General features: G+C 56.9%; 27 protein-coding genes and 1 pseudogene. 10 read left to right on the forward strand and 18 right to left on the reverse strand.

Features of this window, described 5'->3' with window-relative positions; translation table 11 throughout:
• Positions 1-235 precede the first annotated feature (235 nt).
• The 6 genes from J2S31_RS10195 to J2S31_RS10220 all read left to right on the forward strand — a co-directional run bounded on the left by J2S31_RS10195 (position 236) and on the right by J2S31_RS10220 (position 4,948).
• Positions 236-1,090 (forward strand): SDR family oxidoreductase, encoded by an 855-nt coding sequence (locus J2S31_RS10195; protein WP_237098985.1) that lies wholly within the window; start codon positions 236-238, stop codon positions 1,088-1,090.
• Complete coding sequence (locus J2S31_RS10200; RefSeq protein ID WP_237098986.1) at positions 1,083-1,697, forward strand: HAD family hydrolase; 615 nt, start codon at positions 1,083-1,085, stop codon at positions 1,695-1,697. Before J2S31_RS10195 ends, J2S31_RS10200 begins: the two co-directional genes overlap by 8 nt.
• Positions 1,698-1,813: 116 nt before the next feature.
• On the forward strand, positions 1,814-3,148 hold the full coding sequence (locus tag J2S31_RS10205) for a cyclic 2,3-diphosphoglycerate synthase (RefSeq protein WP_237098987.1): 1,335 nt from the start codon (positions 1,814-1,816) through the stop codon (positions 3,146-3,148).
• A gap of 21 nt (positions 3,149-3,169) precedes the next feature.
• Positions 3,170-4,135 (forward strand): carbamate kinase, encoded by a 966-nt coding sequence (locus tag J2S31_RS10210; protein ID WP_237098988.1) that lies wholly within the window; start codon positions 3,170-3,172, stop codon positions 4,133-4,135.
• Positions 4,136-4,226: 91 nt separating this feature from the next.
• Positions 4,227-4,598 (forward strand): fluoride efflux transporter CrcB, encoded by a 372-nt coding sequence (crcB, locus tag J2S31_RS10215; RefSeq protein WP_237098989.1) that lies wholly within the window; start codon positions 4,227-4,229, stop codon positions 4,596-4,598.
• Between the two features lie 2 nt (positions 4,599-4,600).
• Positions 4,601-4,948, forward strand: coding sequence for a DUF190 domain-containing protein (locus J2S31_RS10220; protein ID WP_237098990.1), 348 nt, complete (start codon positions 4,601-4,603; stop codon positions 4,946-4,948).
• Here J2S31_RS10220 and J2S31_RS10225 read toward each other — a convergent pair.
• The 6 genes from J2S31_RS10225 to J2S31_RS10250 form a co-directional block, all read right to left on the reverse strand.
• A complete protein-coding gene (locus tag J2S31_RS10225; protein ID WP_237098991.1) occupies positions 4,945-6,351 on the reverse strand; it encodes an alginate export family protein in 1,407 nt (468 codons plus the stop codon). The two genes, J2S31_RS10220 and J2S31_RS10225, sit on opposite strands and share 4 nt — an antisense overlap.
• Before the next feature lie 23 nt (positions 6,352-6,374).
• Positions 6,375-7,709, reverse strand: coding sequence for an NADP-specific glutamate dehydrogenase (gene gdhA / locus J2S31_RS10230; protein WP_237098992.1), 1,335 nt, complete (start codon positions 7,707-7,709; stop codon positions 6,375-6,377).
• Positions 7,710-7,780: 71 nt separating this feature from the next.
• Complete coding sequence (locus J2S31_RS10235; protein WP_237098993.1) at positions 7,781-7,990, reverse strand: hypothetical protein; 210 nt, start codon at positions 7,988-7,990, stop codon at positions 7,781-7,783.
• Positions 7,983-8,612, reverse strand: a complete 630-nt coding sequence (locus J2S31_RS10240; RefSeq protein WP_237098994.1) for a hypothetical protein — start codon at positions 8,610-8,612, stop codon at positions 7,983-7,985. The genes J2S31_RS10235 and J2S31_RS10240 overlap by 8 nt, the downstream gene beginning before the upstream one ends.
• Complete coding sequence (locus J2S31_RS10245) at positions 8,596-9,300, reverse strand: response regulator transcription factor (RefSeq protein WP_237098995.1); 705 nt, start codon at positions 9,298-9,300, stop codon at positions 8,596-8,598. The genes J2S31_RS10240 and J2S31_RS10245 overlap by 17 nt, the downstream gene beginning before the upstream one ends.
• A gap of 13 nt (positions 9,301-9,313) precedes the next feature.
• A complete protein-coding gene (locus J2S31_RS10250) occupies positions 9,314-10,285 on the reverse strand; it encodes a sensor histidine kinase (protein ID WP_237098996.1) in 972 nt (323 codons plus the stop codon).
• A 214-nt stretch (positions 10,286-10,499) separates the two neighbouring features.
• Between J2S31_RS10250 and J2S31_RS10255 the strand changes: the two genes are divergently transcribed.
• Complete coding sequence (locus J2S31_RS10255) at positions 10,500-11,390, forward strand: acyl-CoA desaturase (protein ID WP_237098997.1); 891 nt, start codon at positions 10,500-10,502, stop codon at positions 11,388-11,390.
• 28 nt (positions 11,391-11,418) lie between these two features.
• Here the strand turns inward: J2S31_RS10255 and J2S31_RS10260 are convergent, their stop codons facing one another.
• From J2S31_RS10260 to J2S31_RS10285, 6 genes and pseudogenes are all read right to left on the reverse strand, one after another.
• Positions 11,419-12,096, reverse strand: coding sequence for an MgtC/SapB family protein (locus J2S31_RS10260; RefSeq protein ID WP_237098998.1), 678 nt, complete (start codon positions 12,094-12,096; stop codon positions 11,419-11,421).
• 28 nt (positions 12,097-12,124) lie between these two features.
• The gene (locus tag J2S31_RS10265) at positions 12,125-12,922 is read right to left on the reverse strand and encodes a DUF2797 domain-containing protein (RefSeq protein ID WP_237098999.1); all 798 of its coding nucleotides are present in this window, start codon (positions 12,920-12,922) and stop codon (positions 12,125-12,127) included.
• Between the two features lie 81 nt (positions 12,923-13,003).
• Positions 13,004-14,254 carry an inorganic phosphate transporter gene (locus J2S31_RS10270; protein ID WP_237099000.1) on the reverse strand — a complete coding sequence of 417 codons (1,251 nt, stop codon included), beginning with the start codon at positions 14,252-14,254 and terminating at the stop codon, positions 13,004-13,006.
• Positions 14,255-14,293: 39 nt separating this feature from the next.
• Positions 14,294-14,965, reverse strand: a complete 672-nt coding sequence (locus J2S31_RS10275) for a TIGR00153 family protein (RefSeq protein ID WP_237099001.1) — start codon at positions 14,963-14,965, stop codon at positions 14,294-14,296.
• Positions 14,966-15,064: 99 nt separating this feature from the next.
• Positions 15,065-15,780, reverse strand: a pseudogene (locus J2S31_RS14750) (MBL fold metallo-hydrolase).
• 22 nt (positions 15,781-15,802) lie between these two features.
• Positions 15,803-16,609: a S1/P1 nuclease gene (locus J2S31_RS10285; RefSeq protein WP_237099002.1), complete on the reverse strand. Its 807-nt coding sequence runs from the start codon at positions 16,607-16,609 to the stop codon at positions 15,803-15,805.
• 33 nt (positions 16,610-16,642) lie between these two features.
• Here J2S31_RS10285 and J2S31_RS10290 point away from each other — a divergent pair, with 33 nt between their 5' ends.
• On the forward strand, positions 16,643-17,413 hold the full coding sequence (locus tag J2S31_RS10290; RefSeq protein WP_237099003.1) for a lysophospholipid acyltransferase family protein: 771 nt from the start codon (positions 16,643-16,645) through the stop codon (positions 17,411-17,413).
• On the opposite strand, the gene J2S31_RS10295 is transcribed toward J2S31_RS10290, so the two are convergent.
• From J2S31_RS10295 to J2S31_RS10305, 3 genes are all read right to left on the reverse strand, one after another.
• Positions 17,410-17,931: a peroxiredoxin family protein gene (locus J2S31_RS10295; protein WP_237099004.1), complete on the reverse strand. Its 522-nt coding sequence runs from the start codon at positions 17,929-17,931 to the stop codon at positions 17,410-17,412. The genes J2S31_RS10290 and J2S31_RS10295 overlap by 4 nt on opposite strands.
• A gap of 38 nt (positions 17,932-17,969) precedes the next feature.
• Positions 17,970-18,296: a glutaredoxin family protein gene (locus J2S31_RS10300; RefSeq protein ID WP_005009277.1), complete on the reverse strand. Its 327-nt coding sequence runs from the start codon at positions 18,294-18,296 to the stop codon at positions 17,970-17,972.
• A gap of 62 nt (positions 18,297-18,358) precedes the next feature.
• Positions 18,359-18,589 carry a BolA/IbaG family iron-sulfur metabolism protein gene (locus J2S31_RS10305; protein ID WP_237099005.1) on the reverse strand — a complete coding sequence of 77 codons (231 nt, stop codon included), beginning with the start codon at positions 18,587-18,589 and terminating at the stop codon, positions 18,359-18,361.
• 300 nt (positions 18,590-18,889) lie between these two features.
• Here J2S31_RS10305 and J2S31_RS10310 point away from each other — a divergent pair, with 300 nt between their 5' ends.
• Positions 18,890-19,231, forward strand: a complete 342-nt coding sequence (locus tag J2S31_RS10310) for a HesB/IscA family protein (RefSeq protein ID WP_237099006.1) — start codon at positions 18,890-18,892, stop codon at positions 19,229-19,231.
• Between the two features lie 147 nt (positions 19,232-19,378).
• The gene (ygfZ, locus tag J2S31_RS10315; RefSeq protein WP_237099007.1) at positions 19,379-21,106 is read left to right on the forward strand and encodes a CAF17-like 4Fe-4S cluster assembly/insertion protein YgfZ; all 1,728 of its coding nucleotides are present in this window, start codon (positions 19,379-19,381) and stop codon (positions 21,104-21,106) included.
• On the opposite strand, the gene J2S31_RS10320 is transcribed toward ygfZ, so the two are convergent.
• From J2S31_RS10320 to J2S31_RS10330, 3 genes are all read right to left on the reverse strand, one after another.
• Positions 21,079-22,782 carry a hypothetical protein gene (locus tag J2S31_RS10320; protein ID WP_237099008.1) on the reverse strand — a complete coding sequence of 568 codons (1,704 nt, stop codon included), beginning with the start codon at positions 22,780-22,782 and terminating at the stop codon, positions 21,079-21,081. The genes ygfZ and J2S31_RS10320 overlap by 28 nt on opposite strands.
• Before the next feature lie 443 nt (positions 22,783-23,225).
• A complete protein-coding gene (locus J2S31_RS10325; RefSeq protein WP_237099009.1) occupies positions 23,226-24,176 on the reverse strand; it encodes an ethylbenzene dehydrogenase-related protein in 951 nt (316 codons plus the stop codon).
• Positions 24,177-24,235: 59 nt separating this feature from the next.
• Positions 24,236-25,069 (reverse strand): TorD/DmsD family molecular chaperone, encoded by an 834-nt coding sequence (locus tag J2S31_RS10330; RefSeq protein ID WP_237099010.1) that lies wholly within the window; start codon positions 25,067-25,069, stop codon positions 24,236-24,238.

The raw sequence follows: 25,069 nt of genomic DNA on the forward strand, positions 1-25,069 counted from the left end.
CATGCAATGCGGGCGAAAGGTTTCCCGGCCCAGGATTGCCCCCCTTTGGATTCGCGATGGCTCCGCGGCTCTCAACCGCCGTCACGATCATGTTATAACTTATTGTAACTGAATACTTTATCATGACGCCTTGAGAAATGCAATCAACCCGACTTTGGTTTATACTTATATCCTCTTTATGGCCCGTTTACCCCGGGTTTTTGGCAGGCTCCGAATCACCATGATCTCCAACAGCATGAAGAACCGAACGTGCCTGATCACCGGCGCGAACTCCGGTATCGGCTACGAAACCGCCCGCGCACTGGCCTACATGGGCGCACGCCTGATCCTCGTCTGCCGCAACCCGGAAAAAGGCGAAGCGGCGCTGGCTTCCCTGCGCATGCGCACGGGCAACGACAACATGGAGCTGATGATCGCCGACCTCGCCTCGCTGCACCAGGTGGAGGAACTGGCAGAGAACGTGCGGGCGCGTCACAACGTCCTGCACGTGCTCATCAACAACGCCGGGCTTTTGCAGGGACAGCGGGAGCTGACCGAAGACGGCTACGAGACCACCTTCGCCGTCAACCACCTCGCGCATTACGTTTTGACTCTGCGCCTTTTGGACCTGTTGAAAACGGGCACCCCGTCGCGCATCATCAACGTTTCGTCAATCGTGCACCTCATTGGCTCCATCCGCTTCGACGACCCGTTCTTCGAGAAGAAAAGTTACCGCGCCATGTCCGCCTACGCGCAGTCGAAACTGGCGAACATCCTGTTCACCTACAAGCTGGCGCGCCTGCTGGAGGGGACGGGCATCACGGTGAACGCCATGCACCCCGGCGTGGTGGCGACGAACTTCGGCCACGCGGGGCCATTGTGGTACAAGCTGGCGAAAGTGTTTGCACGCCCGTTTTACATCCGGCCGCAGAACGGCGCGCGAACGCTGATTCACCTTGCCGCCTCGCCCACGGTGGAAAACGTCACCGGCACCTACTTCGTGCGCAAGCGCTCCGTGCCCACCCTGCCTCTGTCCTACGATACCGCCGTGCAGGACCGGCTGTGGGACATCAGCGGACAGATGACCGGAGTTCGGTGGCACCATGGCTGAGGACACTTCCCCCGCGCCGCGCGAAGGACTCAAATGGGTGAAGGTCGCGCGCTTCCTCGCACTGCCCTTTTCTCCCGGTCGACTGAAAACCTACCGCCGTGTGAAACGGTTTGAAGACGTGTCGGTCGATGGCCTCCTCGCCGACGGCATCGAAGGCGTTCTGCTGGATGTGGATGGCACGCTGGGTCCGCACCACACCCGCACGTTTTCCGATTCCGTGGTGACGCACGTCAAACTGATGCGGGCGGTGGGATTGAAAGTCGCGCTGTTCACCAACGCCTTTGAGGACCGCTTCGAGCAGTTCGGCGATATTCCCGTGGTCACCAACGTGCCGCCCAAGCCGGACCCGGAAGGGTTCCGCACCGCCATGCGGGAGTACCTGAAACTCGACGATCCGGCCAAGGTGGTGATGGTCGGCGACAACTACATCACCGACGGCGGCGCGATCGATGCAGGCATGCAGTTCATTCATGTGAAACCGGTGCCGGGAAAAGAAAACGCATTCCACCACACCACGCGATACCTGGCGGAACTCTTCGCACGCGCCTGGCGTCCGGTGGCTTCCTCCGCTCTTTCCTCTAAAACCAACTTCAGGGCAGGGGTTTGAATTCCCTGCCTGAAAATTCGTACAATGAAGGAAAAAGAGGCGGTACCATGAAGATGAAACAGTTCCTCAGGTTCTGAGACACCTTCCCTTTCACGCTGTGCGGAACCGGTGAAGCGATGGCAGATGCGAAAACGCGAGTCATAATCATGGGCGCGGCGGGACGCGATTTCCACAACTTCAACGTGTTCTTTCGCGCCAACCCCGAATACGAAGTGGTGGCCTTCACCGCCACGCAGATCCCCGGCATCGAGGACAAGCGTTATCCCCCCGGCCTGTCCGGCAAACTGTATCCAGACGGCATCCCCATTTTTCCTGAGGAAAAACTGACCTGCCTCATCCGCGAGCACGGTGTGCACCGCGTCGTGTTCGCCTACAGTGACGTGCGGCACGAATACGTCATGCACCGGGCTTCGGACGCCATGGCAGCCGGGGCGGATTTCTGGCTGATGGGTCCGGACTCCACCATGCTGCCCTCGTCCCGAAAAGTCATCTCGGTCTGCGCCGTGCGCACCGGGTGCGGCAAGTCGCAGACTTCACGCAAAATCGTCCGTCTCCTCAAAGAAAAAGGCAAACGGGTCGCCGCCGTCCGCCATGCCATGCCCTACGGCGACCTGGAGAAACAGAAAGTCCAGCGCTTCGCCAGCCTGGACGATCTCAAAAAACACAATTGCACGATTGAAGAAATGGAAGAGTACGAACCGTACATCGACCTGGGCGCGGCGATTTACGCGGGCGTCGATTACGAGGCCATCCTGCGTGAAGCGGAGAAAGAAGCGGATATCATTCTCTGGGACGGCGGCAACAACGACTTCCCGTTTTACCGGCCCGATCTGGAGATCGTGGTGGCCGATCCGCATCGCGCCGGGCACGAGTTGCAGTATCATCCCGGAGAAGTGAACCTGAAACGCGCCGACGTCGTGATCATCAACAAGCTCGATTCCGCCGAAGCGGAAGCAGTACGGAAACTACGGGACACGATCGCCGCACACAATCCGAAGGCGGAGGTCATCGATGCCGATTCGTTGATCACACTCGAGGGCGATGCGTCCATCGAAGGGCGGCGCGTGCTGGTGGTGGAAGACGGCCCGACGCTGACGCATGGAGAAATGCGATACGGCGCCGGCACCCTCGCCGCACAGCGGCAGGGAGCGCGCGAACTTGTCGATCCACGTCCGTGGGCCCAAGGCACGATCCGCGACACTTTCGACCGGTATCCGGGCATCGGCGCGCTTCTGCCCGCCATGGGGTATGGCCCGCAACAGATTCAGGACCTGGAGCGGACCATCCATGCGGTCGAGTGCGACCTGGTGGTGATCGGCACGCCCATCGACCTGTCCCGCATCGTGCGCATCGACAAACCCACGGTGCGCGTGCGCTACGAACTGGCCGAGCGGGGTACGCCGAACCTGAACACCGTGCTCGATGGTTTTCTCAAAACACAGGGGCTTTGACCTACGGGGAGTTCCACCTGCATGAGTCCGTCCAGTGCCAAACCCAGTCTGCTGATCGCTTTCGGCGGCAACGCCCTCAACATCCCCGGCGACCACAAGCCCATCCAAAAGGAAGAATTCATCATCGCCCGCCGGAGTATGGAGCAGGTGGTGCCTCTGCTCAAACAAGGGTATGGCAAAATCATCCTCACCCACGGGAACGGGCCGCAGGTCGGGCAGATTTTTCTCCAGCAGGAACTGACCGTTCATGAAATCAAGAGGCAGGTGACGCTGGACGTGTGCGTCGCCGACAGCCAGGGGCGTATCGGTTATATTCTGCAAAACGTGTTCGACAACGTTTGCAGGAAACACGGCATCGACCAGCGCTGTATCTCGGTCATCACCCAGGTCGTGGTCGATCCCAACGACCCGGGCTTTCAGCACCCGACAAAACCCATCGGCGTGTTTTACTCCGAAGAGGAAGCGCGGCGTCTGGAACAGGAACGCGGATGGGTGCTAAAGGAAGACGCCGGACGCGGCTGGCGGCGGCTCATCCCCTCCCCCCGGCCGCTGGAAATCGTCGAACAGGATCTGTTTCACCGGTTGCTGGATATGGGCATCATCGCCATCGGCGCGGGAGGCGGCGGGGTGCCGGTGGTGCGCAACGCCGACGGCAGCCTGGATGGCATCGAAGCGGTCATCGACAAGGATCACACCAGCGCCCTGCTCGGCGCCTCGATCGGCATCGAGACCCTCATCATCCTCACCCAGGTGCCGTGCGTGTACCGGGATTTCAACACGCCCGCCCAGCGTCCCATCACTGAAGCCAATGTGGAAGCAATGGAAACCCTGCTCAATGCCGATCACTTTGCCGAGGGCAGTATGAAACCGAAGGTCGAAGCCGCCATCCACTTTCTGAAACGCGGAGGCCGGAAGGTGATCATCGCTCACCTCAACGACCTGCAACGCGCGGTAGAGGGTGAAGCCGGAACGCAAATCGTTCCCTGAGATGCCCGTTTTCATATAAAGAATGTTAGAATGCGGCGGTCTTTCTTGAACCGCGAGCGGACAGGTTTCAAAACCGGGAGGAGCGGCGGGCATGCAACTGGTACTGCTGATCGGAGCGGGCGGGTTTGCCGGCGCGATTTTACGATTCTGGGTGAGCGGCTGGATTCAAAACGGCCTCGTCACATTCCCGCTGGGCACGCTCGGCGTGAATTTTATCGGCAGTTTTCTTTTGAGCCTCATCATGTACCTGTCGGAGTTCAAAGGCGTGTTTACGGAAGAGACGCGCGTGTTTCTGACCATCGGCGTGCTCGGTTCCTTCACCACCATGTCCACCTTCGGCTATGAGTCGTTCAAACTGCTCGAGCAGAATGAGCTTGGCCTGTTCAGCCTGAACGTGGTCGGGTCGGTCGCGCTCGCCCTTCTCGGCGTGTATCTGGGCCGTCTTATCTCGGTGAACCTGTAATCATGAAAAAAGAAACCCAAGCCATATTGTTGCGCATCTTCATCGGGGAAGACGATCGCCATGAAGGCCGTCCTCTCTACAAGCACCTGGTCGAGCTGTTCCGCAAGGAGGGGCTGGCCGGAGCGACGGTCCTGCGCGGCACCGACGGCTTCGGCAAAACCAGCCATTACCACACGACGTCGATCCTGCGCCTGTCCACCGACCTCCCTATCGTGATCGAGGTGGTGGACACGCGCGAGAAGATCGACCACATCCTGCCGAAACTGGAAGGCATCGTCACCTCCGGACTCATCACCGAAGAAAAAGTCACCATCGTGTTTTACGAAGGTGACGAAACCAAAGCCGGCTAGAAGCGGTAGGTGAGCAGGCCGCTCCAATAGACGATGTCATTCGCGGGTGCTGTCTGCTCGATGAACGATCCGGCCTCGAAGTGGTTGTAGATGGCTCGAACATCAAGATGCCGGTCGAAGGTGTACTTGATCTCCACCTCCTGCTGTGTGCCGACGTAACGCGCATTGCTCAACTGCCCGGTCCGCAACAACCCGTTGCCGATGGAATACACACCGTCGTTCAGAGACTCGCGCCAGACGAACATGGTGCTCGCCGTCGCCGACCAGTGCCTGTCCCACTTCACGGTGATGCGCGGTTGCAGTTGGTAGCTGTTGGTGAGGCCCACCGGCGCGCTCTGACTGATGTGCTTGCCTTTCGGAAACATCGGGTTGAAGGAATTGAGATCGCCATCGGAGGCGTTGTTGTCGCCGCTGTACACGTCCGCCCGTACGCTGAACCGTGCGGAGCGTTCTCCCATAAAGGGTACGGTGTACCCCGTGTCCGAGGCTACCGCCCACGCACTGATTTGCGAATCGCCGAACGTGCCGAACTGGTACACGAACTCGAAATCGTAATCGAGTGCCCCTTCCTTTCCCCAAAGCCGTGCACCGACAGTGTGGCGGATCTCGTTGGCCACTCCCTGATCGAACCTATGCGCTTCGAAATTGAGCCCGACGTAATACAGGTCCACATTCGCCGGAAAACTCCAGCTGGTTTTGTGCACACCGTAGAGACCCCACCAGCTTTGTTCGTTGCCGGAATTGTTGTCGAAGAAATCGCGTGAGATCTGCACCGGCCGCGCGACGAACCCAGTCACCGTCGTTGCCTCGTCCTGCCACATCAGCATGGCGGCATCGTGGCTGAGGCGCAGGTTCGGCCGCTCGCGGTAATTGAAAAACCGGCGCGCACCGAAGATGATTTCCTGCCGACCCAGCCGCAGGGTGAAACGCGATGCGCCGCTTCCGGGAATTTTGAAATCGGCGAACAGCTGGTTGACGTCCATGCGGTCTTCATCGACGCCGCGCGGTCCGCCTGCGCGACCCGACTCCGTTCCCGTCTGCAACTGGAAGAACAGGCGAAAGCTGTCTTTTGCATGAAAGTCCGCATGCAGGAGGTAACGCTGCAGGTACCAGCCGTTGCTGTCCTGCGAACCCGCACCCCAGTTTTCGTTATCGATGTATTCGAAGTGCTGGCGGGTTTCGCCGCCCAGGGAAAAATAAAAGTCCCCCTGTTTGTCGAGAGGGATGTATTTCAGGGAATCCAGGTAATCGGTCCGCCGGGAGGCGTCCCGCAAAAACGAATAGTCTTCTTTATACCTGGAAAGATTATAGGCAGGCCGGTCGGCATCCTTCGCCGCCCAGACGGATGAACCATTCAGTATTACTGCAATGACAACGAACCAGATCCAATTTGACTGTCGCATATCTCTTCATTTCGTATTTCATGTTAGAGAACTCCATAAGCCATCATCGCGTCAGCCACTTTTTTGAATCCCGCCAGATTGGCGCCTTTCGCATAATCGATGTAGCCGCCATCCACAACACCATAGTTGATGCACTGTTGATGGATGTCCGCCATGATCCCCTTCAAAAGCAGATCCACATCTTCTCCCGACCAAGCCATGTAGGTGGTGTTCTGCGTCATCTCCAATCCGGAAACCGCAACCCCACCTGCATTCGATGCCTTGCCCGGAGCGTATAACATGCGCTCCTCCTGGAACACACGGATTGCCTCCGGTGTGCAGGGCATATTGGCACCCTCTGCAATTGCAATGCAACCGTTTTTTATTAATTCCTTCGCATCGTCCTGAAACAACTCATTCTCTGTTGCACATGGAAACGCCAGATCGCACTTCACACCCCAGGGTTTTTTGCCTTCATGGTATTCGCAGTCGAATTTATCCGAGTATTCGGCAATGCGCCCTTTTTTAAACAGCTTCAGGTCTTTGACGAACTCCAGTTTCTCTTCATTGAGCCCGTCTTTATCGTATATCATGCCGGAAGAATCTGACAACGTGACCACCTTCGCTCCGAGGTCCATTAATTTCTCGGCAGTGAACACCGCCACGTTGCCGGACCCGGACACGATGCAGGTCTTGCCCTTGATGGAATCGCCGCGATGCTTCAGCATGCTTTCCATAAAGTACGCACACCCATAACCTGTGGCTTCCTTGCGGATGTGACTGCCGCCAAATTCCAATCCCTTGCCCGTGAGCGCGCCGGTGAATTCGTTGCGCAACCGCTTCCACTGCCCGAACAGGAAACTGATCTCGCGCGTGCCGACGCCGATGTCGCCTGCGGGAATGTCGATGTTGTTACCGATGTGCTTGGACAGCTCCGTCATGAACGCCTGACAGAAGCGCATGATCTCGCGCTCCGATTTTCCCTTGGGATCGAAATTGGCTCCGCCTTTCGCCGAACCCATCGGCAAGGTGGTGAGACTGTTCTTGAATGTCTGTTCGAAGGCGAGGAACTTCAGCACGCTCAGGTTGACCGACGGATGGAACCGCAGGCCGCCCTTATAGGGACCGATGGCGTTGCTGTGTTGCACGCGGTACCCCCGGTTGACGCGGTACTTGCCCTTATCGTCTTCCCAGCAGACGCGGAAGATGATGATGCGGTCCGGTTCCGACAGACGTTCCAAAATTCGAGATTTGATGTACTTGGGATGTTCGTTGATGTAGGGGATGACCGATGTCGCCACTTCCTGCACAGCCTGGTAGAACTCCGGCTCGCCGGGATTGCGCTTGATGAACCCTTCCATGAACTTGCTCAATTCCATAAATCACTTTCCGCGTGAGGGACACGCTTTTCTGGATATGAGTTTCCCTTCCACCACCGCGTACGAAGCGATCAGTTGTTCTGCGCTTCGTCCGGACGGACGGTCATGTTGCCCAGTTTCAGAAAAATGCCTTCTTCACCGCGTTCCTGCACCTGGATGCCTTTTTGATGGCGCTCCTCGAACATGCTTTCAAACGCGCTGGTACTCAGGCGGTACTCCCCACCCTCCTTTTCAATAATCACCATCAATGCAACGAGAAGTTTTTCGATTTGTTCATCCATACTTGCCTCTTGGGTAGGGTTTGCGATCACCGGCCAGCCAACGCCAGCCAAGCCAGATCCAGGTCCAGATCATACCAGCCCACCCCAGCGCGCGGGTGACCCCGGCGATTTTCGTGTCCTGCATGATCAAGCCCCATTGAAAAAACAGGTTGCGCCAGTCGTGCGCTTCCGGACCGAGCCCGCCGATCAAGGGAAGACGCAGGGCCCGCGCGTCCGCCATGTACACGGCGATATCCAGAAAGTTTTCAAAAAACCAAAACGCGCCGACCGCGAACCCGACCGTGTCGCGCTGCCGCCAAAAGGCGACCGTCACAATAAACGGAATCAACAACTGCCCCAGCGTGCCACCCAGAATGCCGATGGTCTCACCGAAAATGCCAAACGCCGGGTGACCGAATTCATGAAACACAAGGTTGACCTGATGCAGGAAGCGCAATGCCGCACGCTCCATCATCCCCGGGTCCGCCGCCATCAGGTACAGGAGATAGGCGAAAGCCACCGACGTGCACCCCAGCGCCAGGCCGGAAACCGGTTTCCACGGCTCGGAAGCCGGTTCCCACAGGCGATCCCATAAGCCGGGCTCGGGATCTCCATCCAGGTCGAATTTATTTTTCGACGTCAAACTGGTACCCCTTTTCACGAACCGTTTGGATGAAGCGGGGTTTCTGCGGTTTCTTTTCAAAATGCTTGCGCAGGCGCGCGATGAAGTTGTCCACCGTCCGCGTCTCCGTATCCGGAGCATAGCCCCAGACCTTCTCCAGCAACTCCTCACGCGACACCGGCTTGCCTTCATTGGCGATCAACAGGTTCATGATCATGATTTCTTTCGACGTCAGGTAAAACTCGCCGTCCTGACCCCGCGCCTTGCCGGTTTTGAAATCGATCCACATATCGTCAAAGCGGTACACATCTTCTTTTTGCGAAACCTGCTGGTACCATTGCTTGCGGCGCAGGATGCCTTTGACCCGCAGGAGCAGTTCCGGCAGATGAAACGGCTTGGTGAGGTAGTCGTCCGCGCCCGCTTCCAGACCTTCCGTGCGGTCGTCGTCGGTGGATTTCGCCGTCAACATCAGAATGGGAAACCGGTAATCGGTCTTGCGGATTTTGCGTGCGACCTGCAATCCTCCCATGCCGGGAAGCATGAGATCGAGGATCATCATTTCGTAAAAACCCTCCTCATATTCCTTGAGGGCGGATTCCCCATCCTCGACAATGGTCACCTGGTACCCTTCCTTTTCGAGGTTGAACTTCAACCCCTTGGCCAGGTGTTTCTCATCCTCGACAAGCAGTAATTTTTTTCCTTTTGCCATGACTTTGTTCTTGTTACGAATGATTGGAGGAAACCGGGACGGTTCCATTTGCAGGCAGGAGCACCGTAAACATGCACCCCTTATCCCGGCCTTCACTTTTCACTTCGATGTATCCCTTGTGATTCTTCACGATCTCGTGGCAGATGTACAATCCCAGTCCCGCTCCCTCGATGTTCTGGGTTTGCGGATTGCGCACCCGGTAAAACTTTTTGAATACTTTCTTGCGGTCTTTTTCGTCCATGCCGATGCCCTGGTCGATGAAATCGATCTGGCAGAATTTCCCCTGCCGGTGCATGCGGATTTTGAACGGCTGTCCGGAGGAGGAATAACGGAGTGCGTTGCCGATGAGGTTGTTGAACACCATGCGCATGGCGCGCCTGTCCAGGTTCAACGTCGGCGCTTCTTCGATTTCCAATTGCGCTTCGCAGTTCTTTTCTTCGAACTGGCGCCGGTGGCTCTGCACCAGCTCTTCCAGGAAGGGCTTCATTTCCACCGGCTTCAACTGCAACTGCATGTTTTTGGATTCCGGACTGCTGGCTTCCAGGATGTTTTCGATCAGCGCGGACAGGCGTTCCGTGTCGGAAAGCATGGTCTCCACGAAATCGCGCGCCTCCTCAGGCGACAGCTTCTGGTATTTCATCGTCTCCAGGTAGAGCTGGATCGAGGCCAAAGGCGATTTCAGCTCGTGCGACACACTGGAGATGAAGTCGCTTTGCATACGGTTCAGGCGCGCCTGCTTGTTGTAATAGACGAACATGATCATCACCCCGCCCAGGATGAACAGCATCAACACGCATCCTTCAATGAGGATGACCCAGTTGAGGTCGGGGGAAAACAGCTCCGGCCTGAGGCGCTGGGCGAACTCCTGAAAGTCCTGACGGTTCTTCAGGTACCAGTTGATCCAGATCGCCATCAAAAACACCCAGGCGATCTGCACCCCGATGAACACCATGATGGGGTGAAACAACGTTCTCAATTTGCTCATGATGGCCAAACAGCGTCTCCCAAAATCAGGTCAGGGGCCCTGTCGGAAATCCACCTAAACCGGCGGGGCAAGTCCTTCAAATTGAGCCTTTTTCAAATGTTACATTTCTTTTACACCCAATAAAACCAATTAAATATATCTTGTATGGGAGTACAGAAGCGAACTCCATTGCTTCTATTTCATTCTAACTCATTCTCAGGTGGAGAGGAAATCCATGGGCGAAATTCGAGAGTTCAATCCCAAATACCGGTTCAGCATGGCCAATGTTTATTATTTCGGCTTCCTGCACGCCATGGCGTTACTCGCCGTTTTTCCCTTCGCCTTTTCGTGGAGCGCCGTGGCGGTGATGCTGGTGCTCAACTGGATGACGGCATCTCTGGGCATCTGCCTCGGGTTCCACCGCTACCTGACCCATCGCAGTTTTGAAATGCCCAAATGGCTGGCCTACTTCTTCGTGTTCATCGGCACGCTGGCCTGCGAAAACGGCCCCATCAAATGGGTCGCCCAGCACCGCATGCATCATGCAAGCTCGGACACCGACGGCGATCCGCACAGCGCGGCGCGCGGGTTCTGGTGGTCGCACATCGGCTGGATGTTTTACGTGCATTCGGACTTTGACGATAAGCAGAAGCTTCTGGACTACACGAAGGACTTCAACGACGACAAGTTTTACCGGTTCATGGACAACCACTTCATCAAGATCCAGATCGCGTTCGGTTGCCTGCTGTACGCCATCGGCGGTCTGCCGTGGGTGATCTGGGGCATCTTCGTCCGCGTGGTCCTGGTTTATCATCAGACCTGGCTGGTGAACAGCGCCTCACACATGTTCGGCTACAAGAATTTCAAACTGCAGAAAGACCTTTCCACCAACTGCTGGTGGGTGGGCATGCTCGCTTTTGGCGAAGGCTGGCACAACAACCACCACGCTTTCCCCAGCTCCGCACGGCACGGCCTGCACCCGTGGGAAATCGACCCGACGTGGATGGTCATCAGCCTGCTTCGGAAACTGGGCCTCGCCACCAACCTGAAGGTGGTTCAGCTTCAGCCGAAAGAGTCGGAAAGCGACGAATACTATCAGGGCGAAATGGTCAAGCAGGCGGCGTAATGCCGCCTGCGGGCCAGGCCCGATTCCTTCACCCCCTCACCTCCAGCACCCCTTCAATCTGCGAGATACCGATCAGCGCGGCCTCCCGGTCGGTCCCCTTCTTGAACGACAACCGATAGTCGATCTCCGCTTCATTCCTGCTTTTATTCAGCTTGAAGTGAATGTCCTCCACGCTAAACCCGTGGTGAAGAAACACCTCCGCACATTTCCGCCGCACGTTTTCGTATTGCGTCAGACTGGTCTGCACCACCACAGCCTTGTATTGATCGATCGGTATCCAGTCGCCCACGAAGCGGAAAAAAAACAGCATGATGAATACAAACAACGTCGCCCAGAGTGCGAGTGGGTAGATGCCCTTGCCGATAACGATGCCGAGCCCGGCGACGAACCACACGCACCCGGCGGTGGTCAGCCCGCGCACCATGTCCGATTCGCGCAGGATCGCCCCACCACCCAGAAAGCCGATGCCGGTGATGATGCCCGCCGACATGCGGTTGACGTCGAGAATGGTCCCCGACTCCATGCTTTGTGAATAATACTCCGTGCCGAGAATCATCACCGTCGCGCCGAGGCACACCACAATGTGCGTGCGGAACCCGGCAGGGCGGCCATGGATTTCCCGTTCCAGACCCACCACGCCGCCCAGAACGATGGCCAGCAGTAACCGCAACAGCACCTCTCCGTCAATCCACCATTCTATGTCCATAGGCCGCGTTCCTCCCGAAGTTCAGCGTTCACTCATTCCAGTCAAACTCCACGTGGTACCCCGCATACTTGCGCAGATTGATCACCCGTTTGTCGAAAATCAGGTATTGCCCCTTGATGCCGGTCAGCCGCCCGGACAACGTGTTCTCCTTGTCCAGGTTGTGGCTCACGATCTTTTCCGGAACCTCCAGTACCGGATAGGTGAGCGACTGCACCGGCTCGTTGTCCAGAAAATAAGACCGCAGATCCTCCGGGAACCAGTCGTACACCTGACCGCGCATGATTTCCAGGTCCACCGCATCCACCTCTCCTTTCAGCATACGCCGCCAGTTGGTTTTGTCCGACATGTGCCGGGCCAGCGCCACCTCAATCTGCCCTGCGAGTTTGCGCTCCGGCGTGCGCGCGATCACCAGGCCGTTCACCGCACCCTGATCGATCCAGCGCGACGGAATATTCCAGTGCCGCGTCACACCCACTTTGACGGAAGAAGTCAACGACAGGTACACAAAGTGATCCACCTTGCAGTACGTTTCAAAAAATTCGCGGTCGCGTTCATTGCCCTTCTCGTGTTCGCAACGTTCCGGCCGTACGGCGCACATGGCGTTCTCCGGCAGGTCGCGGGCGCAGGGAAAGCAGTATCCTTCGTCGTAGGTTTTCTTGATGACGCGGCCGCATTCGACGCAGGTGATGCGCCCGGTGAATTTGAGGGTCAACTGCCGGTCGAGGGCGGGGTTGATGGCGACCGGGCTTTCATCCAGATCGAGAAAATAGCGGATGGGGTTGCCCGCCTCATGGCGCATTTTGCGAAGTTGTCCGGAAACTTTCATAACAGATCCTGTTGGGAAAACGGGGGCATCTCCCCCATACTGAAATTATAGACGATTTGGGAAGAAGACGCAGGGCGGGACTCAGCCCAGGAACATCGTGAGGATTTCGTACAGCATCATCGCCAGCACCGCGGTGAAGGGAACGGTGGCGAACCAGGAGACGACGATCTGCTTGATGATGTTGAGATTGAGACTGGCCAGACCGCGCGCCAGCCCGACGCCGATGACGGAACCCACCAGCGTGTGCGTGGTGGAGATGGGAAGCCCCATCTTGGAGCAGACCAGCACCACCGTGGCCGCGCCAAACTCGGCGGAAAATCCGCGGGACGGTGTGATCTCCGTAATGCGCTTGCCCACAGTCTCCATCACCCGCGCTCCCCAGACCAGCAAGCCAAAAACGATACCCGTCCCCCCCATCGCCAGAATCCATATGGGCATCTCCACCTTCATGTGGATTTCCCCGTCATTTAAAATGGACACCACCGCGGCGAGAGGTCCCACTGCATTGGCCACGTCGTTGGCGCCATGCGCGAAGGCCACGTAAAACGCGGTGATGATCTGCAAAAATTTGAATATGTATTCTGTGGTCTGGAATTGACGGTTGATGTCGTCGGCAGGCGGCACCACCACCTTCTGGACCAGCGCCTTCGCCACCAGAAAAGCGATGGCTCCGACAATGAGGGAAATGGTCAACGCGCGGGTGAAGCCCAGATTGAGGTGCAGGTTTTTGAGTCCCTTGTACACCATGGAGTTGGCGAGGATCACGAAAACCAGAAACACAAGGAAAGGAACGACCCTCTTGGCGGAAGCGACGGCGTTGTGCTTGTCAAAAATTTTGACGGTGATGAAACGGAATATCAGGAAAGCCACGATGCCGCCCATCACCGGCGAGACAATCCAACTGAGCACGACGGAGCCGACCTTGGCCCACTTGACCGCCACCATGCCCCGCGCCACGAGGCCGAATCCAACCACCGCGCCAATGATCGAGTGTGTGGTGGAGACCGGCCAGCCGAGGTAGCTCGCGACGTGGAGCCAGATGGCCGCCGCCACCAGCGCGGAGATCATGCCCAGCACCAGGTCTATCGGCTCGTCGGCAAACAGGGAAGGATCCACCATGCCCTTGCGCACGGTGTCGGAAACGTGGCCGCCGACCAGCAACGCCCCGGCGAATTCCGCGACGGCGGCAATCAACACTGCCTGACGGAACGTGAGCGAACGCGCGCCCACACTGGTGCCCATGGCATTCGCCACATCGTTTGCGCCGATGTTGCATGCCATGTACACACAGGCCAGAATAGCAAAGGCCAGTAAAAACGTGCCTAAATCCAAAAGATTCTCCGGATGGGTTCTGAAAGAAAGGGGGCCGGATTATTTGGCCAGGAATATGCGCAGAACTTTGCCGATCTGTTCCGATTTGTCGGCAACCCCGCCCAGCTTTTTGCTGACCTCGTTCCACAGAAGGAGATCGGCGGAACTCAACTCATCGCCCTGCGCGAACAACGTCTTGGCAAACTGAAACTGCTTGCGGTCAGCCTCCCACTCCAGTTCGGCCAGCTTATGACAGCCCTTCTCAACCTTTTCCGCCTCCATCCCTCCGAATGAAGCTTCCAACAGGGCGTTCAGCTCGTGAATCAGGTCACAGCTTTTCTGGGCAATGTTCGCGACATGGTCCACCAGTTCCGTGAGCGGACCCTTCATCGCTTCCGTCGTCTTGAGGTTCTTGATGCGAAGCAGAACCGCCAGGTCTTCCACCGCGTCGGCAATGTCGTCCTGGGCGGACAACAGGTGCAGAAAGTCGCGCCGGTCCACCGCCAGGAAAATCCCCTGCGGCAGGTGGTTGCGAATGTCGCTTTTGATGGTGTCTGCCTCGTGTTCCAGACGCACGATTTTTTCGGCCATTTCCCCCACCTTGTCAAACTGCCCCTTCAACTGCGCAGTGAACAGGGGCTGAACCTGATCCACGCAGGAACGGACCATTTCCATGTGACTGACCAGGGGTTTGAACGGCGACTTCGCGAACATCGACAGGATGGAACGCATGGCAGACTTCCTTTATAGAAGAAAGATTGATGACTGCTTACCAGCTTATATCATTTTGGACCAAAGGGTTCAATCCGGCATTTCCGGCCCGCGTGGCCCTCACCCCATCAACATCCGCCATTGATCCAGGCTGTTGATCTGGAGATACGTATTGTTCTGCCGCACCTCACCCATGGGCGCGTTCTCCTTGCCGCCGTAATTGTGACCGGGATACAGCACCACCTCATCCTGAATCTTGGTGAGGCGCTGGGTGAGCGTACGGTACATCTCCTCGCTGTCGCCACCGGGCAGATCGACGCGGCCGCACCCCTGCAAAAACAGCGTGTCGCCGGCGATCAGGTAATCTTTCACGCGGAAACACTGCGAGCCCGGCGTGTGCCCCGGAGTGTGGAGAAAGGAAATTTCGATGGAGCCGACTTTCAGCGTGTCCTCGCTGTCCATTTTTTCATGTCGCTGTCCGAAATGCCCGTCACCTGGCGCACGCCGTCCGCCTCGTGTTTGTTGACGTAGATGGGAACCGGACTGCGCTCCATCAACTCCGACAGGCCGAGGATGTCCATGCCGAAGATGTGCCCACCGACGTGGTCCGGATGGTAGTGGGTGATGAGCGCGCCCTTGAGCGTCATGTCGTCTTCGGCGACGATGTCGAGGAGCGTGTCGATATCCCACGCCGGGTCCACCACCACGCATTCGCGGGTTTGGGCATCCCCCAGCAGGTAGATGAAGTTGGCCATGCTTCGGGCGGAGCTGTCGTAGCGGGCGAAATCGACGCCTGAGAGAAGTTGCCGGAAATAAAACGGGTTGTTGTCACTCAACGGAGCACCTCCGGTTGCAGGTTCATTTGAGAATTTGGTTCAAGAGGGAGGCCAGCCTCACGCCTGCTTTTTTCAACTGCATTTCGATCACCCGCCGCCCGCCTTTCAAATAATGGCGGGTCAGCCGTCCCTGCCTGTCCTTAGACAGCGCGTACCCGTACTTCAGGACGAGCTCGCGCGACTCGTTGGTCCAGGCCACGGGATCGCCGCCATCCCACTGCGCGGCCTCCTGAACAGTGAGCCCCGCATGCAACGAGCGGGCATATTGTAACAGAGAACGCCCACCAAGGGCGATCAGCCCGCTATCCCACAGCGCGTGCAGGTTGGTGTGGCGGTTGCCTATGCGGACGGCGATCTCATTGCCACCCCGGTCGCGCGCATTGCCCATGTGCATGGGCTGGTGCACGTCCGCCACCAGGTGCACCAGAAACCGGAGCGCCTCTTCGCGCTCCTCCCTCGGGCGGGTGCGGTCGGCCAGAATGTCCCGGTATTCAACGATTTTTTCGGTGACGCAGTTGCGCCGCGGACAGTCGCGGCTTTGCACATAAACCCATTCGCCTTCGGCGATATTGGTGTAGTGGAGCACGTCCGGCGCGCCGGGTTGCTTTTTGATAGCATCCGCCCAGTTGGCAATGGAGGCAAGATGCTTTATATTGAAATCTCGTTCGAGGGTGTTGCGGACGGCGGTATCCAGCCGCAACTCCGCCAGATGAGCGACGATGCGGTGACCTTCCGGCCCCCACGCCCAACCGGGCGCCGCCGCCCCGGCCACTGCCAGGAGGCCCCCGGTGAGAAGGCCCACCCAGCTCGTCCTGCTAGCACTCAGCATGCCGCCATTCCTCCGTATTCAACAAGGAACTTCATGAGTCGTGCCTATCATACCATCCGCTTCTGGACCGTCATCATTCTCCTGTCCCTTATACTGGGTGGGGTCTGCATTGCCGCGCGGCTGGTGGACCGCACCGGCAACCTGTCCCACCGCATCTCGTCTTTGTGGGGACGCGTGCTGTGCCGCTTGAACGGCATCGACGTGCAGGTGGAGGGGCTGGAGCACCTGCGGCCCGACCGGGCGCAGATATTGATCGCCAATCACCAGGGATTCTTCGACATCTTCAGCCTGTCCGGTTACCTGCCCCTGCAACTGCGCTGGGTGGCGAAGGCAAGCCTGTTCCGCATTCCTTTCGTCGGCTGGTCGATGCGCGCCTCCGGCTACATCCCCGTCGAACGGGAAAGCCGCAAGAAGGCGCACCAGGCGTTTCTGGCGTCGATTGAAAAACTGAAGGCAGGAAATTCGATTGTCATTTTTCCGGAAGGCACCCGGTCCGCAGACGGGGTGATCGGTCCCTTCAAAAAGGGAGGGCATCTGATGGCGATGCGCGCCAAAGCGCCCATGGTTCCGGTGACTTTGATCGGCACCGGCAGCATCATCCGCAAGGGCAGTGGTGCCATCCGGCCGGGGCCGATCCGCATCATCATCGGCAAGCCGGTGGAGTATGAGGAGATCGCCGCTAAAAAGGAGGAGTCGGTGCTGGAGGCGATCCGCGAAACCATCTGCGAAAACTACCGCCTCCATGCCACGGAAGCCGCACCCCAAGCGCAGGCGGCGGAAAGCCCGCCGCATTCGCCTGCTTAGGATTTTTCTTTCTGGATGAAGGCCCACACGTCCTTGGGGTGCTCGCGCAGATCCTCAATGTCATCCCAGATGGCGCGGATCATGCCGGTCTTGTCGATCACAAACGTGGAGCGGCGGATCTTTTTGACCATCTGGCCCATGTCGTCCTCTTCGTAAACCACCCCGTACTTCTGGGTCATTTCCTTCTTTTCGTCGGACAACAGGGTGAAGCCCAACTGATAGACCTCGATGAACTGGCGGTGGGACTGGACACCGTTCCAACTGACGCCCATCATTTCCACTTCCTTGGTCTGGAACTTGCGGTTGTAGCCGTTGAGCGACACCATCAGGCGCGTGTCTTCCGGGCTGGCGTCGAAGGTATAAAACACCAGGATCACCCACTGCTTGCCTTCGAAGTCCTTGAGCTTGATGGTGACGCCCTCTTCGGCGGAGGGGCTGGTGGCCCCGGCCTTGTATCCATACACCGCAGGCAGTTCAAAATTAGGGGCCCGGTCCCCTACCTCCAGTTTGTCAGCCATGAAAGCCTCTTTGGTTGGGAGTTCAAAAATCGGAGGAATTATTTCTCGCCGAACGCTTCTTTCAACAGAGGCTCCACTTCGCCCTTGGCTTCCATTTCATCGAGGATGTCCGTGTCTCCATAAAACTTGCCGTCGATGAACACCTTCGGCAGAGTCGGCCAGTTGGTCAACTTGTTTAGGGTTTCCCGTTTCGGCATGTTGTCGAGCACGTCGATCACCTCGAACGGGTACCCGTACTTGTCGAAAAACTGGATGGTTTCGACGGTAAAGCCACAGCGCGGTGCGTGGCGGGTCCCCTTGCCATAAATAAGAATTTTGTTTTCCGCGATTTCTTCTTTGATTTCTTCTTCGAGATTGTCCGACATATCGTCTAACTCCAATATACTGAGAGTGGGTTGAGTAAAAAGTTTTCCTGTTGCTTATTGTATCACGGAGTTGCGGTTTTGATCTCCGCGGCGTGCAGGCGCCCGTCCTGCATCGCAGGGGTCAGGCACGACTGCACCAAACGGTGACGCTCCATCACATTCTTGCCCTCAAACTCTTTCGAGGTCACGTGAATGATGTAGTGGTCCCGCATTCCGGTTTTGTCCATGCACTGAACTTCGGCGTCGGGGATGGTGTCGGTCACCAGTTTGATCAGGTCGGGAACACTAATCATGAAACCACCTTTCCTAAGGGAAATGAAATACTGAGATTACGGGTTGAACGCTCGTTTTTTGGATTCAAATGATACCCAAAAGATTTAATTTTTTCACCCCCCGCAAAGGACTCCCGCGCGGCTTCGGATAGAAAATAATATCACCTTTATTTTCAATGTCTTATGGGAGCGTGGCGCTCCGGCGAAATCGTCTTCGCCGTTGGCCCCGGCGGCCACATTTTGCTATAATGGTGAATCGATTGGGGGGCTGGAGAATCTAAATACTAAACCCGATTTTTACTTTCAAGGGAGTTTGGGGCAATGACCAAAACCTCGGAATTCATATCCATTACACCGAAAGCGGCAGAGGAAGTCAAGAAGCTGATCGAGGCCGAAAACGATCCGAAAATCGGACTGCGTCTTGGCGTCAAGGGCGGTGGTTGCTCCGGCCTGTCGTACGATCTGGGCTTCACCCCGAAAGAGGACGGGGATACGGAAATCGACTTTGGGGATTTCAATGTGTTCATGGATCCCAAAAGCCTGATTTACCTGAAGGGCATGCAGTTGGACTACCAGGGCGGCTTGCAGGGCAAGGGCTTTGTGTTCGTCAACCCCAACGCCAAATCGGTGTGCGGTTGCGGCGAGTCGTTCTCCCTGACCTGATCGGGACCTCCCAACTCATTCGGTCCATTCAAAGCGCATCCGGTTTGTGCCGATGCGCTTTTTTTCTTGTACAATGACTGCGGGCGCGGGGCCTCCAGGGCCGTTTGCCGGGTTCCCGTTTCACCTTCATCATCCGGTTTCCCCGTTATGAAAACCACTGTCTCCATTGCTGAAGAGTACAAACAGTTGCGTGAATCCTGCGCCTGGTTTGGGATGGACGACTGGTGCCTGGTGCAAGCCTCCGGTCCGGATACGCTGAGCTTCCTCCAGACCCAGACCACCAACGACATGATGAAAATGGAGGTGGGCGGCGGGATGGACAACGCCGTCACCGACCGCCGGGCGAAACTCCTTGCCAATTTCTCCGTGCACCGCGACTCGGAGAACTCCGTGTTCCTGTTAGTGGAAACGGCTCAACGCGACCGCATGATCGACACCCTCGAAACCTACCACATCCGCGAGAAGGTGGAGTTCTCGAAAGATGTCGCATGGAACCGCCTGCTCGCCGTACAGGGGCCCAAGAGCCCGGTGGTGCTGGACGCGTTGACCGGCGAGGTGACCAACCTGATGAAACACAACGACATCAAAACCGTGTCGTTTGAGGGCAAAGACATCGGCCTCATCAGCCGCAACCTGACCGGCGAAGACGGCTTTGTTCTAGCATATCCTGAGGAAATTGAAGAAACGCTGATCGCCAGGCTTCAGGAAGCGGGAGGCGAGTACGGGATCACGGCCATCGGCACGGAAACGCGCGAGGTGTTGCGCATCGAGGCGGGCATTCCGGCTTACGGCAAGGACATGGACGACCGCCAGATCCTGCCGGAGACGGGACTGGAGCACAGCGCGGTGAGTTATTCCAAGGGATGCTACACCGGGCAGGAAGTCATCGCCCGCATCAAGACCTACGGCTCGCCCGCTTTCGCGCTGATCGGTTTGATCCTGGAAGGCGACACCCTGCCGCCGCGCGATGCGGAAATCAAGCTCAACAATAAAAAAGTCGGCACGATCAAAAGCGCCGTGTTCTCGCCGCACCTCAATAAAAACATCGCGCTCGCATACCTGCAGAAAGACCACCGCTCACCGGGGCAAACGTACGAGGTGACTTTGGGCGGCGAACCGTACACGGTGAAAACCGCGCTGTTGCCGTTTTACCAGACAAAAGGCCGAACGGAACGGGCGGAAGCCCTGCACAAACAGGCGCTCGAAATTTACAAAAAGGAAGAAAACCTGGACCAGCCCATTGCGCTGTTGCGGCAGGCCATCGCGCTTGATCCCAAATACGCCGCCGGGTACGAGGCTTTGGGCGTCATGTTATCGAAGCAGAAGAAACTCGACGAGGCCATCGCGCTCATGAAACGGCTGACGGAGATCGATCCCACCGAGATCATGGCGCACACCAACCTGTCGATCTATTACATGGAGCAGGGACGCATCGAGGAAGCGGAGCAGGAAAAGGCGGAGGCGACGGCGCTCCAGTTTGAAAAGATGATCGAGGAAAGCCAGGCCAAAAAAGCGCGCGAGAAAAAGGCGGAAGCCGATCAGGCCGAACGGGAGCGTCAACTGGAGATGTTCATCAAGGTGCTGGGCATCGACCCGGAAGACCAGGTCGCCAACTTCGGGCTGGGCTCGATTTATTACGATACCGAACGGTATGAGGAGGCGGTGGGGCCGCTTCAGACCGTGGTCAAGCATTACAAGGATTATTCCGCCGCTTATCTGTTGCTCGGCAAAACGCTGGAAAAACTTTCAAGGAAGGAAGAAGCCGCGGAGGTGTACAAGCAGGGTATCGCCGCCGCTTCCAAGAAAGGCGACCTCATGCCGCTACGCGACATGCAGAACCGGCTCAATCAGATCCTGCACTCCTCCGAGTCCTGAAGCCGCAAATACTCCAGCAGGTCCGCGCCGGGCTCCATCACCCCCTTGTTCAGCAAACCCTGGGTGATGCTCACACCGTGATCCATCAGAAACCAGAAGCGCAGTAAAATTTTCTCCTCCACCGTGGTCTGCGGGTCCTCCCACTCTGTCAGCGACTTGTGCTGTTCCAACTCCTGCACCAGCTTGTCCGGAACCGTAAGCCGCCGCTTTTTAAGGAAGGTGTTGAAGCCGTCGATCAGCATCGGTTTGAATTCCTTTCTGCTGATCTTGATGAGCTCGGAGACACTGGGATATCCCTCTTCGTGGTACTGGAAAAACTTCAGCTTGTAGTACTGGTGCACGGTTTCCAGCCGGAAGTAACAGTGCAGGTCCACCACTTCCGGTCCATACACCTGCACCAGATACCGGCGGATGAGCGACTTCCCTGTTTTGAGTAGAAGCTTGTTGAGGCGGCCGCGGTCGAACAGGTGAATACGGACCGTGCTCAGGTGCTTCACACACTGGTTTTGGATATCGAGTTGAAACGCGGTGGAGCGCGGAGGCACCCGGTACCAGTAGATTTCATCCCGCGCCACCTGCAGGGCCAGCTTGTACGATTCAATGATCTGGTGGTTGTTCGCCTTCTTGGCCTGGCGCGCAATCTGGTAAGCGTTATCCGTAGAAAATCCCAATTCCACCAACTGATCCTGAAACTCGCGCCGCGCGCCCATCAGGCACCCGCCGCGTTCTTTGATGTGATCCTTCGCCTTGTTGACGCCGCGAAGCGCCAGGCTCACATCACGCGGCACCAGGGTGAGATTATGGGAGAGTGCGAACTGATGAATTTCTTCGAGCGTTTTGTAATTGAGCTTGTCGATGTACAGAAACTTCTGAATGTGGCGCTCGTGAAAACCACATTTTTCGAAAATGCGAATCTTCTTGTACTTGACCTCTTCCCAATACTTGCGTGTGCCTTCCTTTTTGGTGAACTGGTGTTCGATCTCCGATCGCGCCTTGAAAAAGTAACTCCGCAGTAAATACCATTTGGTTTTGATGGTGGACTCGATGATCCATTTGTACTTGGGCGTCAGCACCGTCAGCTTGGGATCATCCAGGAGCTGAATCTCACTGGTCTCCAGAATGTACTCGAGCAATTCGAGATGGCGCTCGAGCAGGATGGGGTTGATGACTTCGATGAATTTGCGGAAAACCGTTTTCCAGCGGTAGGGGTCGACCTGGCTCTGGCTCTTTCCGTTTCCCTTGAAATTGGATAGACGCCGCCGGACCGCCTGCATGCCCTGCTTTTCGAACTGCTGGAACAGCTTGTCGCGGGCAATGATGTCGCTGATCTTGATCTGCTTCAGGCGGTTGATCACATGGGGCGTCTGCCGGAGAATTTCCGCATCCAGTTGGACGTACGTTTCCGCATCCGAAAAATAAACATCCGCCAGCAGTTCGTAAACTTTATCGAGCGACAGCGTGGTTTTTTTCGAAAGTTTTTTGTAGCGGTCGAAGTCCAGATTCTTGGAGCCCGCCTGGCAGGAACGAATGTCGTTCAGGTACGTACGCGCCTGGCGCAGTTCTTCATCCTGAACGTAAGGGTCGTTGATGACGCGCAGAAACAGGGTTTCGGCGCGTTGCAGATCGCGTTTCGCAAGCAACTCCAAACCCTGGGTGAGGGGATCGAATACAAACATGTGGCCAGAACCGGCCCGTCAGAAAAGCACCCTTCCTCCATACATAGCGGCTCTTGCCGGAGGGTCCTTCAACGCAACGGTTCTTTTCTTCAAAAGTGGAAACCGGTGCGGGGGTCCCATACGGTTGTGGGATTCAAAGATACCCCAAGCGACCGAAAGTTGAAATGGAAGTGTGATATTCAAAACAGGCATCGTAGAAAAGTTTAATACGGGCAACACGGAAGAACGGAAATGGCCGGGCTGCCTCGAAGTTCATCTCAATTAGGATGCAATGAAGGGGAACCGGGTTTCTTTATTTGCCGGATTTTCACAAAAAATCAAAGGGTTCATTTTTTGCCCTCCCTTTGCATCCATATATTGATTTTACACGGGAACAGGGGGGCTTGGTCAAGAGGCTGGCGGGCAAGGTCCGCCGCTTCAATCCGTTTGGGCAGAAAAGCAGGTCAGCGATAAACCAGATCGTGGAAGGGGGTGACGCCTTTTTGGCCGTTGCGTTCCTTGTTCCGTCCATTCCAGATGGCAAAGGCAATGGCGGTTTTTCCGGCCACAAACTGGGTGTCGTTGACGTCTCCGGTTTTGAGCTGGCGTTTGAACACCACGGACCAGCGGCTGTTGCTCCAGTTACCGTAGCCATCCACGTTCTGTTCCGCCTGCGTGGTCAGCGTGCTGAATCCCTCGGCATTGAGGTCCTCCACCGGAGAATGACGCAGGGTGTTGTCGGAAAGGATATTGCCCGTGGCGCGGCCGGGGTTGTACACGCCTTCGTTTTTTCCCATGCCGGGGTCGATGAACGTCTGCCGTTCGCTGTAATGCTTGTGGCGTTCGTCGGCCAGTTTCAGGCCTTCGTCCGGCTCATAGATGTAATAACTGCCGGAACCCATCGCCATGTACTGATACTGATCTTCGATGTCCTGCATCATCTCGTTGCCGGCGCGGCCCGCGCCTTCTTTATCCCAGGTCGCTTTCCACTGCCAGATGTTGACGGGCTCGCCCTCCGCACCCATGGTGAACGGCGGCACCGGCCCCTGCTGATCGACGGGAAACATGACGGCCGCCTGATCGCGGTACTGCTGAGACTGGACAAGGATGTCGTTGCGGGTGGCGTCCACCCATTCCAACCGGACGGCAATGTGTTCGTCGTTCACTGCTGCCTGCACCATGACCCATTTCGTGGACGGATCCGGCCACATGGGGTTGGTGATCATCTGCGGCATCAGGTCGATGATTTCCTGTTTGGGTTGTCCCTCATGGCGGGACCAGAAAGGATCGGCGGGGTTGAGCGGAATGGGAGTTTGTACGCGAAGGGCCTCTATGGTGACCGCCCCGGAAGGGGCGACCGTCACCAGAAGCCAGAGAAAACAAAATGCCCACACGGGGGCTTTCAAACTTGCCATAAACCTCTCCGTGCGGAGCGGATAGTGGATTGGCAGTTCAACCGGCTGAAATGCCGGATTTACTTGACCGGTTCGCACTCCGCCGGAGCGTTGGCGATGAGATCGTTTTCCATACTGTAGGACAACGACCGGTACTCGGGCTCTTCAACCTTGATGGGTTTGACGTCCAGAAGAACGCATTCGTTGTGGATGAACAGGGACATCACGTCTACCAGGTCCTTGTACAGTCCACGCTCTGCTTTACGCGCGGTGAAAATGGAAAACAGCGGCGTCCATCGGCCAATGTGGTTACGCAGAAACTTCTTCACGCTCTGGCGGATGATCGAGATCTTCTTTTCGTCATGGTCGTTGGTGATGCCGTAGGCTTCACGGAAACACAGGTATCCCATGAAAGCCAACTCCACCGCAATATGGTCAACCCGTTCCTTGCCCCGGTTTTTAGGGAATTCAAAGCCGAACGTCTCGTAAAACCCGCCCAACTGAATCAAAACGTCCGTCTGCGACTGGATACCGCCCTCGGTGCCGTACTGCATTTCATAAGGCGGGCACTCCTGGGAGACTGCGTGGCCGAAAACGCGGACATACTCCTGCTGCACTTGTTTCAGGGCCATGCGCGGCAGGTATTTGCCGAACCGGGTGACGATTTCCTTGGCGGTGCCCCAATCTTCTTCATTCAGCAACAAGACATCCAACGGTTCCAAGAGGGATTTGGGGCGAAAAAACTTGCGGTTCCAAGGGTAGCTGAACGCATTGGACAGAATATCGTAGACCCGGCCGCGGGCGAGGTGCAGGGAAATACGCTGTTCCTTGATCTCTTCCAGGCTCCCCGTCTCCCCGAACTTCACCAGGATCTCGTCTTGTTGCTTCTTGCTAACTTCTTTGGTCTCGGCCAT

The sequence above is a fragment of the Nitrospina gracilis Nb-211 genome (genome assembly GCF_021845525.1).
Lineage (GTDB): Bacteria > Nitrospinota > Nitrospinia > Nitrospinales > Nitrospinaceae > Nitrospina > Nitrospina gracilis_A.

Bases quoted from the DNA above. Each gene is read 5' to 3' on its own strand.
- J2S31_RS10195 (WP_237098985.1), top strand. From the start codon at position 236: ATGAAGAACCGAACGTGCCTGATCACCGGCGCGAACTCCGGTATCGGC.
- J2S31_RS10200 (WP_237098986.1), top strand. From the start codon at position 1,083: ATGGCTGAGGACACTTCCCCCGCGCCGCGCGAAGGACTCAAATGGGTG.
- J2S31_RS10205 (WP_237098987.1), top strand. From the start codon at position 1,814: ATGGCAGATGCGAAAACGCGAGTCATAATCATGGGCGCGGCGGGACGC.
- J2S31_RS10210 (WP_237098988.1), top strand. From the start codon at position 3,170: ATGAGTCCGTCCAGTGCCAAACCCAGTCTGCTGATCGCTTTCGGCGGC.
- crcB (WP_237098989.1), top strand. From the start codon at position 4,227: ATGCAACTGGTACTGCTGATCGGAGCGGGCGGGTTTGCCGGCGCGATT.
- J2S31_RS10220 (WP_237098990.1), top strand. From the start codon at position 4,601: ATGAAAAAAGAAACCCAAGCCATATTGTTGCGCATCTTCATCGGGGAA.
- J2S31_RS10225 (WP_237098991.1), bottom strand. From the start codon at position 6,351: ATGCGACAGTCAAATTGGATCTGGTTCGTTGTCATTGCAGTAATACTG.
- gdhA (WP_237098992.1), bottom strand. From the start codon at position 7,709: ATGGAATTGAGCAAGTTCATGGAAGGGTTCATCAAGCGCAATCCCGGC.
- J2S31_RS10235 (WP_237098993.1), bottom strand. From the start codon at position 7,990: ATGGATGAACAAATCGAAAAACTTCTCGTTGCATTGATGGTGATTATT.
- J2S31_RS10245 (WP_237098995.1), bottom strand. From the start codon at position 9,300: ATGGCAAAAGGAAAAAAATTACTGCTTGTCGAGGATGAGAAACACCTG.
- J2S31_RS10250 (WP_237098996.1), bottom strand. From the start codon at position 10,285: ATGAGCAAATTGAGAACGTTGTTTCACCCCATCATGGTGTTCATCGGG.
- J2S31_RS10255 (WP_237098997.1), top strand. From the start codon at position 10,500: ATGGGCGAAATTCGAGAGTTCAATCCCAAATACCGGTTCAGCATGGCC.
- J2S31_RS10260 (WP_237098998.1), bottom strand. From the start codon at position 12,096: ATGGACATAGAATGGTGGATTGACGGAGAGGTGCTGTTGCGGTTACTG.
- J2S31_RS10265 (WP_237098999.1), bottom strand. From the start codon at position 12,922: ATGAAAGTTTCCGGACAACTTCGCAAAATGCGCCATGAGGCGGGCAAC.
- J2S31_RS10275 (WP_237099001.1), bottom strand. From the start codon at position 14,965: ATGCGTTCCATCCTGTCGATGTTCGCGAAGTCGCCGTTCAAACCCCTG.
- J2S31_RS10285 (WP_237099002.1), bottom strand. From the start codon at position 16,609: ATGCTGAGTGCTAGCAGGACGAGCTGGGTGGGCCTTCTCACCGGGGGC.
- J2S31_RS10290 (WP_237099003.1), top strand. From the start codon at position 16,643: ATGAGTCGTGCCTATCATACCATCCGCTTCTGGACCGTCATCATTCTC.
- J2S31_RS10295 (WP_237099004.1), bottom strand. From the start codon at position 17,931: ATGGCTGACAAACTGGAGGTAGGGGACCGGGCCCCTAATTTTGAACTG.
- J2S31_RS10300 (WP_005009277.1), bottom strand. From the start codon at position 18,296: ATGTCGGACAATCTCGAAGAAGAAATCAAAGAAGAAATCGCGGAAAAC.
- J2S31_RS10305 (WP_237099005.1), bottom strand. From the start codon at position 18,589: ATGATTAGTGTTCCCGACCTGATCAAACTGGTGACCGACACCATCCCC.
- J2S31_RS10310 (WP_237099006.1), top strand. From the start codon at position 18,890: ATGACCAAAACCTCGGAATTCATATCCATTACACCGAAAGCGGCAGAG.
- ygfZ (WP_237099007.1), top strand. From the start codon at position 19,379: ATGAAAACCACTGTCTCCATTGCTGAAGAGTACAAACAGTTGCGTGAA.
- J2S31_RS10320 (WP_237099008.1), bottom strand. From the start codon at position 22,782: ATGTTTGTATTCGATCCCCTCACCCAGGGTTTGGAGTTGCTTGCGAAA.
- J2S31_RS10325 (WP_237099009.1), bottom strand. From the start codon at position 24,176: ATGGCAAGTTTGAAAGCCCCCGTGTGGGCATTTTGTTTTCTCTGGCTT.
- J2S31_RS10330 (WP_237099010.1), bottom strand. From the start codon at position 25,069: ATGGCCGAGACCAAAGAAGTTAGCAAGAAGCAACAAGACGAGATCCTG.